Below are 13,311 nucleotides of genomic sequence, written 5' to 3' on the forward strand. Positions count from 1 at the left end.
TTCTTAATATATAGTTCTATCAAATGTCTTCAGAATTAAAAGTACTGCAAGTAATTCCTAAACTTGGATATGGTGGTGCAGAAACAGGCTGTTACGATCTTGCACACTATTTACCAGAAAATAATTGTATTTCTTATATAGTAACTAGTGGAGGAGAGTTATTAAAATTTATTGATAAAAAAAAAGTAAAAGTAATAAAACTTCCCGTCCATAGTAAAAATCCATTTTTAATGCTCTTTAATTCAATAGCTTTGATTTTTATTATTTTACTAAATAATATATCAATTGTTCATGCAAGAAGTCGTGCTCCAGCTTGGTCTTGTTTGTTTGCAACAAAAATTACAAGAAGAAAGTTTGTTACAACCTTTCATGGTACTTATAATTTTAAAAACTCAATTAAAAAATTCTATAATTCAGTAATGGTTAGATCGGATTTAATTATAGCAGGATCAAATTTTATTTTTTCACATATTAATCAAAATTATTCAAAATATTTAGATTTAAAAAAAAAATTCTTGGTAATTTTTAGGGGAATTAATGTCGATTATTTTGAATTATCAACAATTTTAGACAGTGAAGAAAACAGACTTATTTCAGATTGGGATGTTGATAGAAATAAAAAAACGATCCTAATGCCAGGTCGGTTAACTGCTTGGAAAGGTCAGGAGACATTTATTGAGGCATTAAATCTTGTTAATAAAGAACTGGGGTATGAGTCTTTTAATGCTATTATTTTGGGTAGCGATCAAGGAAGAGACATTTATACCAAAAAAATTAAAAGATTGGCTGAGCAATATAGGCTAACTAGTCAGTTAAAATTTATAGAACATTGTAAAAATATGCCGTTAGCCTATAAAATATCAGACATTGTTGTTTCAGCCTCAGTAGAACCTGAAGCTTTTGGAAGGGTAGCAGTTGAAGCTCAATCAATGGAAAAACCAATAATAGCAAGTGATATTGGGGGATCTAACGAAACTATTATTGATAACGTGACAGGTTTTTTATTTCAGTCTGGTAATGCAGAAGCTTTGAGTAAAAAAATAATAGAAGTCTTACAATTAGACGAATCTAGATTGAAATCTATTGGTATAGAAGGTAGAAAAAATATAATTAAAAAATTTAATGTTGAAAAAATGTGTTTTTCTACATATTCAGAATACAAAAAATTATTAAATTAAATGCCATTAATAACATTGCCAGATGGAAACACTATTGAATTTCCAAATAAAGTAACAGGACTTGAGGTTGCTGAAAAGATTAGTAAATCTTTATCAAAGCAGGCAACTATTATTAGTGTTAATGAAGAACTTAAGGATTTAAGTTTTGTTATTGATGAGGATTGCTCAGTTAAAATTTTTACTTCAAAAGATAAAGAAGGTTTAGAAACTATTCGTCATGATACGGCCCATATAACTGCAATGGCAGTTCAAGAACTCTTTCCAGGAACGCAAGTAACCATTGGTCCAATTATAGAAAATGGATTTTATTATGATTTTTCAAGAAAAGAACCCTTTACAGAAGATGATTTAAATAAAATTGAAAATAAAATGAAAGAAATCGTTGATAGAGATGTTCCAACTACAAGAGAAGTTTGGAAAAGAGATAAAGCCATATCTCATTTCAAAGATAAAGGAGAAATATACAAGGCTGAAATTATTGAAAGTATTCCACAGGGTGAAGATGTTTCTATATATTTTCATGGAGACTGGCATGATTTATGCAGAGGCCCTCATCTTTCTTCAACGGGAAAAATTGGTAAGTACTTTAAATTAACAAAGGTATCAGGGGCTTATTGGAGGGGTGACTCAAATAATGAAATGTTGCAAAGAATTTATGGAACAAGTTGGGCATCACAAAAAGATTTAGATGAATATTTAAAAAGAATAGAAGAAGCAGAAAAAAGAGACCACAGAAAACTTGGAAAAGAAATGGATTTATTTCACTTTAGGGAAGAAAGTCCAGGATCAGTATTTTGGCATGAAAAAGGTTGGAAGTTATTTCAAAAATTAGTTGCATATATGAGAGCTAGACAAGAAAAAGCTGGCTACAAAGAAGTGAACACTCCTGAAATTTTAGATAGATCTCTTTGGGAAAAATCTGGCCACTGGGAAAAATATGGAGAGCATATGTATACTTCTCAAACACCAGATGAAAAAATATTTGCAATAAAACCAATGAATTGCCCAGGTCACGTACAAGTTTTTAATCAAGGATTAAAAAGTTACCGAGATCTTCCTTTAAGAATTTCAGAATTTGGAAAAGTACACAGATATGAGCCTTCAGGTGCTTTACATGGACTTTTAAGAGTTAGAGCTTTTACTCAAGACGATGCTCATATTTTTTGCACAGAAGATCAAATTACATCAGAATGTTTGATTGTTACTAATTTAATTTTAGATATTTATAAAGATCTTGGATTTGAAGATGTAATATTAAAATACTCAGATAGACCAGACTTAAGAGTTGGTGATGATAATGTTTGGGACAAAGCTGAAAAAGCTTTATTAGATGCAGTTAAAGCTTCAAAGCTTCAATACACAATTAATAAAGGAGAGGGAGCATTCTATGGTCCAAAAATTGAATTTGTTTTACGAGATGCTATTGGTAGGGATTGGCAATGTGGAACTTTACAAGTAGACCTTAATTTACCAGGAAGATTAGATGCTTCTTTCGTTGATAAAGATGGAACTAAAAAAATTCCTGTAATGCTTCACAGGGCGTTATTTGGATCATTAGAAAGATTTATTGGAATTCTTATAGAAAATTATGCAGGCAAATTTCCATTTTGGATAGCTCCTTTACAAGCTGTTGTAATTCCAATTTCAGAGGAATTTGATTCTTATGCAAAAGAAGTAAATGAAAAAATTAACAATGCAGGCATAAGCTCTGAGGTAGATTTAAAAAACCATAACTTAAATTATAAAATTAGAGAACATTCACTATCAAAAATACCACTTTTATTGATTTGTGGAAAAAAAGAAGTTGACAGTAACTCAGTAACGATTAGAAGATTGGATACGAACAAACAAGAAAATATGGAATTAAACTTATTCTTAGAAACTTTCTCAGCTTTAAACAAAGCATCCTCAAACTAAGTGGCAGATTTTAAACAAAATTATTTTCAAAGAAGAACTAAAGATAAAGGTCCAAGATCTAACAATAGAATTTCTTCACCTGAGGTTCAAGTAATTGGAAGCGATGGTGAAAATATAGGAATCATTAATACAAATGAAGCTATATCAATGGCTAAAGAGCAAGGATTGGATTTAATTGAAATAGCTCCAAACGCAAAACCACCTGTATGTAAAATTATTGATATGGGTAAATTTAAATATGATGCTCAAAAAAAAGCAAATGTTGCTAAAAAGAAACAAAAAATAGTTTTATTAAAAGAAATTAAAATGAGACCAGTTACAGAAACTCATGATTATGATTTTAAAGTTAAAAATGCTAAAAAATTTATTGGAAAAGGTGACAAGGTAAAATTTACAATACGATTTAAGGGTAGAGAGCTACAACACTCACACTTAGGTAGAGAATTAATGGATAAAATAAAAGCTGATATGCAAGATATTGGCAAAGTTGAATTGCACCCAAAGTTTGATGGTAAACAAATGATCATGGTTATCCAGCCTTTATAAGGCTTAATAGAGGTTGTAAATCCATTCCAATATTTGTATAAGTCCGCAGAATTATGCCAAAATTAAAAACTAAAAGTTCAGCAAAAAAAAGATTTAAAATCTCAGCTACAGGGAAAGTTATGATGGCTCAAGCTGGAAAGAGACATGGTATGATAAAAAGAACAAATTCACAAATTAGAAAATTAAGAGGCACGACTGCTATGTCAAAACAAGATGGCAAAATAGTTAAATCATACATGCCTTACAGTTTAAGAGGATAAAATGGCTAGAGTAAAAAGAGGCGTAACAAGTCACGCAAAACATAAAAAAGTTTTAAAAGCTGTCAAAGGTCAATGGGGCAGAAGAAAAAGCACTATAAGAGTTGCAAAGCAAGCTATGGAAAAAGCTATGCAATATGCATACAGAGATCGTAGAACTAAAAAAAGAGAGTTTAAATCTTTATGGATACAAAGAATTAATGCAGGCGTTAGATCTGAAGGAATAACTTATTCAAAATTTATTAATGGTTTAACTAAATGTGGAATTAAGTTAGATAGAAAAATACTAGCTGAAATAGCATACGATAGCCCAGAAGCCTTTAAAACGATCGTTCAAAAAGCTCAATCGGCACTAAATTAATCTTCACTATTGTTTTTCTTCGGTGAAGAAATAATCTCTCAATATGTCTGATATTAAAAAAATAAAAGATGAATTTCTTTTAAAGTTAAAAGAAAATTTGGATTTAAATCAAGTTAATCAAATTAAAACAGAACTATTTGGTAAAACTGGGTTAATCAGCTCACAATTTAAACAGCTTGGAAAATTAGCAGAAGAAGAAAGAAAAAAATTTGCATCAGATTTAAACTTAGTCAAAAGTGAACTTGAAAATTTAATTACTATAAAAATTGATGATATTGAAAAAAAAGAGATTAACAAAAAATTAGAAAAAGAAAAAATAGATATAACTTTACCAGAGAGACCTTTTGTTCAGGGAAAAATTCATCCTGTATCTCAAGTTATAGATGAAATTTCTTCAATTTTTTCAGAAATTGGTTTTAGTGTAGAAGAGGGACCAGATGTTGAAAATGAATATAATAATTTTACTGCGTTAAATACACCTGATAACCATCCTGCAAGAGATATGCATGATACTTTTTATCTAGATGATACAAAAGAGCTACTTTTAAGAACACATACTTCACCAGTTCAAATTAGAACAATGCTTAATGATAAACCACCTTTTAAAATAATAGCGCCAGGGCGAACATATAGATCTGACAGTGATCAAACTCATACTCCAATGTTTCATCAAGTTGAAGGGCTACATATTGATAAAAATATAAATATGGGGCATTTAAAAGGATGCTTAAATTATTTTATTAAAGAGTTTTTTGAGGTTGATAAAATTAAAATGAGATTTAGACCTAGTCATTTCCCATTTACAGAGCCATCTGCAGAAGTTGATATTGGTTATGAAATAAAAGATGGAAAAATAGTAATTGGGGAAGGTGATAAATGGCTAGAAGTTTTAGGTTGTGGAATGGTTCATCCCAATGTTTTAAAAAATGTGAAAGTAAACCCTGATGAATTCCAAGGTTATGCATTTGGAATAGGAATAGATAGGCTCGCAATGTTGAAATATGGCATTAATGATTTAAGAGCCTTTTTTGATTGTGACTATAGATGGCTAAATCATTTTGGATTTGATCCAATAGATGTCCCAACAAACTATAGGGGCTTAAGCCGATGAAGATTACAACAGCATGGCTCAAAGATCATTTAGATACCAAACTTAATGAAAATCAAATCATCGATAAACTTACAGATATTGGTTTAGAAGTAGAGGGTGTTGATAGTCAATCAGGAGAGCTTGATCAATTTGTAATTGCCAAAATTTTGAAGGCTGAAAAGCATCCTGATGCTGATAGGCTTAGAGTATGTGATGTTGATATAGGTTCGGGCAAACCAGTAAAAGTTGTTTGTGGAGCTCTAAATGCTAAAGAGGGTTTATTAACAATTTATGCCCCTCCTGGTGCTGTAGTGCCAAAAAGTCAAATGAAATTGGTGGTAAGTAAAATAAGAGGTGTAACCTCATATGGAATGCTTTGTTCAGAATCTGAACTTAACCTATCAAACGAAAGTGATGGCATAACAGAGCTTTTACCAGAAAAATATAACAAAAAAGTAGGAGAAAATTATTTTCCAAAAAAAAATTTAAATGTAATTGATATTTCTATTACACCAAATAGAGCAGATTGCTTAGGGGTTAGAGGAATAGCAAGAGATTTAGCTGCTGCAGGCGCAGGAAGATTAATAAATCAAAAAGAAAAAAAACTCGATAAAAAAAATAAACAAACAATTAGTGTAAAAATTGAAAATGAAAAAAATCAAGCATGTATATCCTTTGGTAGTTGTTTAATTAAAGGAGTAAAAAATACTGAAAGTCCAGAGTGGCTAAAAGACAAAATAATTGCTCTAGGCCAAAAACCTATTTCGGCAATAGTTGATATTACAAATTATGTAATGTTTGATTTGAATAGACCACTTCATGCATATGATGTTGATAAAATAGATAAAGGAATAGTTGTAAGAAATTCTAAAAAAGGTGAAACATTCGAAGCATTAGATAATAAGGAGTATAAATTAGAGGATGAGATGTGTGTCATATCAGATGCGTCAGGCGTATTAGGTCTCGGAGGAATAATAGGAGGCACAAGAACTGGAACTGAACTAGATACAAAGAATGTGTTAATTGAGTCTGCTTACTTTAGTCCACGATCAATCAGAAAATCATCTAAAATCTTGAATATAGATACGGATGCAAAATTTAGATTTGAAAGAGGTATTGATCCATTATCAATTGATCAAGGACTTGAAAGAGCAGCTAATTTAATCCAAGAAATATGTGGTGGTGAAGTTAGTGAATTTGATATTCAAAAAATTGAAGATGTTAAAAAAAAATCATTAAAATTTGATCCTTCTTTGTTTGAAAAAATTACTGGATTTAATATTGATATAAAAGAAATGATAAAAATCTTAGATAACCTAGGATTTGAAATTAAAGAAAACAAGGGAATGCTAGATGCCGTTATACCATCTTGGAGACCAGATATTTCACAAGAAGTTGATGTGGTAGAAGAACTTGTAAGAATCAAGGGCTATGATCAAATTAAAATTATTGAACCAGAAAAAGTTAGAAAAAAACAAACATTAAATTTAAAACAAAAATTATTTCATTTTTTACAAAGATCTATTGCTTCTAAGGGGTATTTTGAAGCTATCACATGGTCTTTTACCGACAGCAAAATTAATCAACTATTCATTGAAAATAATAAAGAAATTAAAATAATTAATCCTATAAGTTCTGATTTGAACGTTTTGCGAAGTTCAATTTTTTCTAATTTGATAATTCATTTGAATAAGAATTTAGGAAGAGGATTTAAAGATTTGTCATTTTTTGAAATAGGTCCAACTTTTTTAGGATCTGAGCCAGGTGAGCAACAGACAGTCGCTACTGGATTAAGATCAGGAAAATTGGCTAGGCAGAGCTGGCTGGAAAAAGAAAGATTAATAGATGTGTTTGATGTTAAAAGTGATGTTATCAAAAGTTTAGTTGAAGCAGGTTATAATAAAGATAAGCTCTATATTGACGATGAAACACCAAGCTATTATCACCCTGGAAAATCAGGAAGAATATTTCTTAACAAAGGAAAAGAAAAAATAGTTGCTTTTTTTGGTGATATTCACCCAGGTATATTAAAAAAATTAGATATTAAAGTTGAGTCTTTAGTGGGTTTTGAAATATTTTTAGACAATTTAAAACAGCCAAAAAAATCATTAAAAGATCAAAAAACTCAGTATAAATATTCAGATTTTCAAAAATCAGAAAGAGATTTTGCTTTTGTTTTAGATAAAAATTTTAAAGTTCAAGAATTAATTGAAACCATCTCTAATGTAGACAAAGAGTTAATAAAATCTGTCAAAGTATTTGATGTTTATGAAGGAGAGAATATTCCTGAAGGTAAAAAATCAATTGCATTAAATGTAATTATTCAATCTTTAGAAAAAACTTTGGCTGAGGATGATTTAAACAAAATTAATCAACTTATTATTTCTGCTGTTGAATCCAAAACTGGTGCTAAGATTAGATCATAATCATGACAAAAATTGATCACATCAGAAACTTTGCAATCATTGCGCATATTGATCATGGTAAATCAACAATTGCAGATAGGATAATTCATAGTTGTGGTGGTCTAACCGAAAGAGAAATGAAGGCCCAAGTTCTAGACTCAATGGATATTGAGAGAGAAAGAGGCATAACTATTAAAGCTCAAACAGTTAAACTTAATTATAAAGCAAAAGATGGTAAAGAGTACATTCTAAACATAATTGATACTCCAGGACACGTAGATTTTAGCTATGAAGTTAGTAGATCTCTGTATGCATGTGAGGGATCTATTTTAATTGTTGATAGTACCCAAGGAGTAGAGGCTCAAACATTGGCTAATGTTTATCAAGCTTTAGATACCAAGCATGAGATAGTACCTGTACTAAATAAAGTTGATTTACCAGCATCAGACTTAGAAAAAACAAAGAAGCAAATAGAAGAGGTCATAGGTATTGATACTGAAAATGCCATACCTTGCTCTGGAAAAACAGGTGAGGGTATAGGAGAAATTCTAGAACAAATTATTGTGTCACTACCAGCTCCAGAAGGAGAAAAAGATGCTGATTTAAAATGCTTATTAGTTGACAGTTGGTATGACACTTATTTAGGGGTGGTTATTCTAGTTAGAGTTATTAATGGAAAAATTTCAAAAAATATGAAGATTAAAATGATGTCTACTGAACAAGAATATATAATTGAAAAAGTAGGTGTATTTACTCCAAAAGCAACTGATGTTAATGAATTAAACGCAGGAGAAATTGGTTTTATAACAACAGGAATAAAAATTTTATCAGAAACAAAAGTGGGAGATACTATTTGTGATGCAACTAAACCACCTCAGGAAGCACTTCCTGGGTTTAAACCTAGTAAACCAGTTGTATTTTGTGGTTTGTTTCCTGTAGATAGCTCTGAATACCAAAAATTAAAAGATGGTTTAGGAAAACTTCAATTAAATGATGCTAGTTTTTCATATGAGGCAGAATCTTCATCTGCGTTAGGTCTTGGCTTTAGATGTGGCTTTTTAGGTCTCTTGCATTTAGAAATTATAACTGAAAGATTAGAAAGAGAATTTGATATAAATTTATTAACCACAACACCAGGGGTTGTTTATAAAGTTCATATGAACAAAGGAGACATAATAGAGCTACAAAACCCTTCAAGTTTACCAGAACCTACTTTAATCAAGTTTATTGAAGAGCCTTGGATTAAAGCAACAATTATTACACCAGATCAATATCTAGGAGCGATTATAAAAGTTTGTCAGGATAAAAGAGGAGTACAAACAAACTTAAGTTATTCGGGTAATAGAGCTGTTTTAAATTATGAAATCCCTCTAAATGAAGTTGTTTTTGATTTTAATGATAGGCTTAAATCAATGACTAGTGGCTATGCAAGTTTTGATTATGAGATCATAGGTCATAGAGAGGGAGATTTAGTAAAATTAGGAATACTTGTTAATGCTGAGCCAGTTGACGCTTTATCAATGATGGTTCATAAAGATTTTGCTCAAACTGTTGGAAGAGAGGTATGTGAAAAATTAAAAGATTTAATCCCACGTCATAATTTTATGATTCCAGTGCAGGCAGCAATTGGAGGAAAAATTATAGCAAGAGAGACTATTAAGGGTTTTAAAAAAGATGTTTTAACAAAAATTCATGGTGGTGGAGCTAGAGATAGAAAAAGAAAACTATTAGACAAACAAAAAAAGGGTAAAGCTAGAGGCAAACAATTTGGAAAGGTTGAAATTCCACAGGAAGCTTTTATTGGTGTCTTAAAAATACAAAAAGAATAGATAATGAAAAAAATTAATTGGGGGATAATAGGTTTAGGGGATATTGCTCAAAGTTTTTCAGAAGGTTTTCTTAATTGTGACAATGCGCGGTTGCTTGCAGTTTCTAGTAATAAAAATGAAAAATTAGATCAATACAAAAGTAATTTTAAATTAGAAAAAAAGTATCTTTTTAATAATTATGAAGATTTAATTAAATGTGGGGATGTTGATATAGTTTACATAGCCTTACCAAATAATCTTCATTTTCAATGGATTTTGAAATGTATTGAAAAAAATAAAAATATTTTGACTGAAAAACCAGCTGTAAGAAACCTCACAGAGGCAAAAAAAATAGAGAAGGAAATTATTGATAGAAATTTATTTTTCAGTGAAGGTTATATGTACAGGTATTACCCACAAATCAAAAAGGTAATTGAAATTTTGAAAACAAATCAATTAGGAAAATTAATTTCAATGGAAACTACATTTTCAAACAATCTATTATTTAAGAAAAAATTTTTCTTTTTTACAAAAAAAAGAAAAATAAAGCCAGAAAATAGATTATTTAATAAAGATCTAGGAGGTGGTAGTATTCTTGATTTAGGTTGTTATACTATATCATTCAGTCTTTTAATTGCGTCATTAATTGATGGGTTAAACTTAAAAAATTTTAAATTGAGAAATATAAAAAAAGAAATTGGCTCAACTGGTGTTGATATAGAGGCAGAGGCTGATTTAATCTTTGAAAATGGTTTTAAATCAAAAATTAAATCTTCATTTAAAGATGATTATAAAGATACAGTCATTATTGGTGAAAAAGGATCTTTATTGATTAAAGATGCTTGGCATGGTGCTTCTCTGATAGAAAAAAAAATTGGTAAAGATAGAACTAAAATATTTAATGAAGAATCATCTAACATATATTCATATCAAATAGAAAATATAAGTAAAAGCTTATTGGACAATAAAAAAAAAACATATTTTCCAGGTTTCACAATTAATGACACAATTTTAAATACAAAAATTTTAGAAAGTTGGATTAATGCCTAAAAAAAAATTAGCTGATTGTATAACTTTTTTTGATAATAATTTTATGTTTGATTTGAGATATAATATTTTAAAAAATTATGTAGATTATTTTATAATCTGTGAGTCAAAGTATAATCACAAAGGAATTGAGAAAAATAAAAATTTTATTTGGAAAAAAGATTTTGATCAAAATAAAGTTAAATATTTTTTCATAGAAAAACCATTTAATGAAAATGATGATCCATGGAAAAATCAAGCTATACAAAGAGAATTTTTGTTAAAATGTACAGATTTTTTAGATGAAGAAGATTATATTTTTTTCTCTGATCCAGATGAGATTCCTGACCCAAATTTACTGGTTAATTTTAGTTTAAAAAAAAAATATGGGATATTTCTCCAAAAATGTTTTAATTTTAAGTTTAACCTTTTTAATCCATATGAAACCCCATGGGAAGGTACTAGAGTTGCACAGAAAAAAAATTTAAAATCTATTGATTTTATGAGGCAAAAAATTAAATCAAAAAATTTAAAGTATAAGTTTTTTAGGTTTGATAAAGAAAAAAGTATTGAATTGTTTAATAATGCTGGCTGGCATTTTAACAATATTCTTTTACCGAGTGAAATCTCTACTAAACTAAAAACATTTGCACATAGTGAATTTTCTAGCGACAAATTTTCAAAAGAAGAAATTATTAAAGATAAAATAGAAAGTTACTCAGATCTCTTTGAAAGGGAACATAAATATATTAAAGTAAAGTTAGACAATTCTTTTCCAGATTTTATAATAAAAAATAAAGAAAAATTTGATGATTGGATAATTTAAATTTTCAAATTCATTTGAATAAATCTAAGTGTTTTTTATTAAAAATTAGCAGCTCATTTCCATCAAATCTTTTGTAATTATTAATAATTAATTTTTTATGTTTAAGTTTAGAATAATTTGCAATAGTTTTAATTGCATTTCTTTTAGAGTCATTTTTTTTAATTATTTCATACACTTTTGTTTTTTTTTTACAAAAAATTATGTTTGCAAATCCTGCACCGTGCAATCCAACTATTAATTTTGATGAGTTAAATAATGAAATCTGATCAAATATACTTAATTTTGATAATTTAAATATTGCAAAATTTTTTTTCTTTAAAATATCAATTATTTTGTCATTTTCATAAAATTGATAATGATTAAATTTTGAATCTGACCTATCAATATATATCTTTTTATAGTTAAATTTTTTATTTTTGAAATTTATAAGTCTGTTTCTAATTTTCTTTATAATATTTAATGGAATATTTTCAAATTGCTTATGGAAATCACCAGATTTTAGATAAATATTTTCTAAGACAGAGATTTTATCAGCATCGATATGCTTAAATTTTTGACTGTCTATTAGTTGGCTTTCTTTAATACCATAAATTTTTAATGTATCGACTATATAATTATTTGTTTTTGGAATATAAAAATAATCGAAGTAATTTATCATTTTATTTACATAAAGAATTTCAATTTTAGGTAATAAATCAAATAGCCAGTGCCAGTAGTTATTGCCACTCGCACCTTGTATTAAAGAAAAAACTTTTCCTTTAAATTTTTTTTTTAGTTTAGGGGTGCCAATTTTTAAAACAGAATTATATTTTACTGAACTTATTTTATCTCCATTTTGCTGATAAGAAAAATTATTTATTTGATTATTTTTTAAAATATAAGCAACGTTTGTGTTACAATCTGTATAAATTCTACCTTTACAAAACTCGTATAATTTAAACTTTTTTTTATAAAAATTTAAATTAGTAATTTTTAATTCATTATTATTTATTTTTTTTTTCGATTTATTAATTTTTCCATAAATCATTTTAAATAACTTAATGATAAAAATTTTATATAAAAGCTTCATAAATGAAATTTATTGTTTTTATTTTAAAATATAATTTATATAGGAATTTTTCTTAGATTTGTTATAACATCATTTTTAACATAATGAATCAATATTATAAGTTTATATTTAAATCTTTTAAAAAAAATTTATTAATCACAATTTATTTAATATTAAGATTATTTATATTTAGAAAATTTAGCTTTTTAGATAAAAAATTCCAGAAGAAATATTTAAAAATTAATCAGTCAGCGCCTGGTTTAAAAAGTAAAGGAAGCTTTTCTCAAGATTGGTTTTCTTATAATATTAAGTATCTTTCAAGAATTATATACAAATACAATTTAACAGAAAAAAATATGAATATTTTGGAAATTGGGTGTTTTGAGGGTTTATCAACACTATTTTTTCTAAGCACTTTAAAAAATTCAAATATACATTGTGTTGATCCATTTTCAAGTTTTGAGGAAAATAAAGATAAAGATTTTAATCAAGTATTTGAAAATTTCAAAAATAATACTAAAGAATTCCATACAAGAGTTAGGCTAAGTAAAACTACATCAGATGAATTTTTTAAAAAAAATTTAAATGAAAAATTTGATTTAATTTATATTGATGGAAATCATCATTCTGATAACGTTTTAAGAGATGCAAGAAATTCATTTAAATTACTTAATAAAGGAGGCTTTATTGTATTTGATGATTTTCTTTGGGATTATTACGATGAAATAAATTTAAATCCAATTGGTGGTGTTAAACAATTTTTATCCGAAAATTTTTTTAATTTAAGAATTGTTTCTATTGGATATCAACTAGTAATCCAAAAAAATAAGTTTATTTTATAAATATTAA

General features: G+C 27.9%; 12 protein-coding genes. 11 read left to right on the forward strand and 1 reads right to left on the reverse strand.

Annotation, left to right across the window (positions count from 1 at the left end; genetic code table 11):
• The first annotated feature begins 23 nt into the window (after positions 1-23).
• From AC5SLW_RS00150 to AC5SLW_RS00195, 10 genes are read left to right on the forward strand one after another with little or no spacing between them, the layout of a single operon-like run.
• Positions 24-1,178 carry a glycosyltransferase family 4 protein gene (locus AC5SLW_RS00150; protein WP_494575145.1) on the forward strand — a complete coding sequence of 385 codons (1,155 nt, stop codon included), beginning with the start codon at positions 24-26 and terminating at the stop codon, positions 1,176-1,178.
• Entirely contained in the window at positions 1,179-3,095 is a 1,917-nt protein-coding gene (gene thrS, locus AC5SLW_RS00155) for a threonine--tRNA ligase (RefSeq protein ID WP_020169017.1), read from the forward strand.
• Entirely contained in the window at positions 3,096-3,641 is a 546-nt protein-coding gene (infC, locus tag AC5SLW_RS00160; RefSeq protein ID WP_006997463.1) for a translation initiation factor IF-3, read from the forward strand.
• 53 nt (positions 3,642-3,694) lie between these two features.
• Entirely contained in the window at positions 3,695-3,901 is a 207-nt protein-coding gene (gene rpmI, locus AC5SLW_RS00165; protein ID WP_006997462.1) for a 50S ribosomal protein L35, read from the forward strand.
• Between the two features lies 1 nt (position 3,902).
• Positions 3,903-4,259, forward strand: a complete 357-nt coding sequence (gene rplT / locus AC5SLW_RS00170; RefSeq protein WP_006997461.1) for a 50S ribosomal protein L20 — start codon at positions 3,903-3,905, stop codon at positions 4,257-4,259.
• 43 nt (positions 4,260-4,302) lie between these two features.
• The gene (gene pheS, locus AC5SLW_RS00175; protein WP_006997460.1) at positions 4,303-5,370 is read left to right on the forward strand and encodes a phenylalanine--tRNA ligase subunit alpha; all 1,068 of its coding nucleotides are present in this window, start codon (positions 4,303-4,305) and stop codon (positions 5,368-5,370) included.
• Positions 5,367-7,775 carry a phenylalanine--tRNA ligase subunit beta gene (gene pheT / locus AC5SLW_RS00180; RefSeq protein WP_494575148.1) on the forward strand — a complete coding sequence of 803 codons (2,409 nt, stop codon included), beginning with the start codon at positions 5,367-5,369 and terminating at the stop codon, positions 7,773-7,775. The genes pheS and pheT overlap by 4 nt, the downstream gene beginning before the upstream one ends.
• A gap of 2 nt (positions 7,776-7,777) precedes the next feature.
• Complete coding sequence (gene lepA, locus AC5SLW_RS00185; protein ID WP_494575150.1) at positions 7,778-9,583, forward strand: translation elongation factor 4; 1,806 nt, start codon at positions 7,778-7,780, stop codon at positions 9,581-9,583.
• 3 nt (positions 9,584-9,586) lie between these two features.
• Complete coding sequence (locus AC5SLW_RS00190; protein WP_494575152.1) at positions 9,587-10,612, forward strand: Gfo/Idh/MocA family protein; 1,026 nt, start codon at positions 9,587-9,589, stop codon at positions 10,610-10,612.
• On the forward strand, positions 10,605-11,414 hold the full coding sequence (locus tag AC5SLW_RS00195; RefSeq protein WP_494575154.1) for a glycosyltransferase family 17 protein: 810 nt from the start codon (positions 10,605-10,607) through the stop codon (positions 11,412-11,414). The genes AC5SLW_RS00190 and AC5SLW_RS00195 overlap by 8 nt, the downstream gene beginning before the upstream one ends.
• A gap of 10 nt (positions 11,415-11,424) precedes the next feature.
• On the opposite strand, the gene AC5SLW_RS00200 is transcribed toward AC5SLW_RS00195, so the two are convergent.
• Positions 11,425-12,441 (reverse strand): glycosyltransferase family 61 protein, encoded by a 1,017-nt coding sequence (locus tag AC5SLW_RS00200; protein WP_494575156.1) that lies wholly within the window; start codon positions 12,439-12,441, stop codon positions 11,425-11,427.
• A 125-nt stretch (positions 12,442-12,566) separates the two neighbouring features.
• Between AC5SLW_RS00200 and AC5SLW_RS00205 the strand changes: the two genes are divergently transcribed.
• Positions 12,567-13,304: a class I SAM-dependent methyltransferase gene (locus tag AC5SLW_RS00205; protein ID WP_494575158.1), complete on the forward strand. Its 738-nt coding sequence runs from the start codon at positions 12,567-12,569 to the stop codon at positions 13,302-13,304.
• The last annotated feature ends 7 nt before the right edge of the window (positions 13,305-13,311 follow it).

It is taken from the genome of Candidatus Pelagibacter sp. PS_40, assembly GCF_059417765.1.

Excerpts from the sequence above, each read along its gene's own strand:
- AC5SLW_RS00150 (WP_494575145.1), top strand. The coding sequence starts at position 24 with ATGTCTTCAGAATTAAAAGTACTGCAAGTAATTCCTAAACTTGGATAT.
- thrS (WP_020169017.1), top strand. The coding sequence starts at position 1,179 with ATGCCATTAATAACATTGCCAGATGGAAACACTATTGAATTTCCAAAT.
- rpmI (WP_006997462.1), top strand. The coding sequence starts at position 3,695 with ATGCCAAAATTAAAAACTAAAAGTTCAGCAAAAAAAAGATTTAAAATC.
- rplT (WP_006997461.1), top strand. The coding sequence starts at position 3,903 with ATGGCTAGAGTAAAAAGAGGCGTAACAAGTCACGCAAAACATAAAAAA.
- pheS (WP_006997460.1), top strand. The coding sequence starts at position 4,303 with ATGTCTGATATTAAAAAAATAAAAGATGAATTTCTTTTAAAGTTAAAA.
- pheT (WP_494575148.1), top strand. The coding sequence starts at position 5,367 with ATGAAGATTACAACAGCATGGCTCAAAGATCATTTAGATACCAAACTT.
- lepA (WP_494575150.1), top strand. The coding sequence starts at position 7,778 with ATGACAAAAATTGATCACATCAGAAACTTTGCAATCATTGCGCATATT.
- AC5SLW_RS00190 (WP_494575152.1), top strand. The coding sequence starts at position 9,587 with ATGAAAAAAATTAATTGGGGGATAATAGGTTTAGGGGATATTGCTCAA.
- AC5SLW_RS00195 (WP_494575154.1), top strand. The coding sequence starts at position 10,605 with ATGCCTAAAAAAAAATTAGCTGATTGTATAACTTTTTTTGATAATAAT.
- AC5SLW_RS00200 (WP_494575156.1), bottom strand. The coding sequence starts at position 12,441 with ATGATTTATGGAAAAATTAATAAATCGAAAAAAAAAATAAATAATAAT.
- AC5SLW_RS00205 (WP_494575158.1), top strand. The coding sequence starts at position 12,567 with ATGAATCAATATTATAAGTTTATATTTAAATCTTTTAAAAAAAATTTA.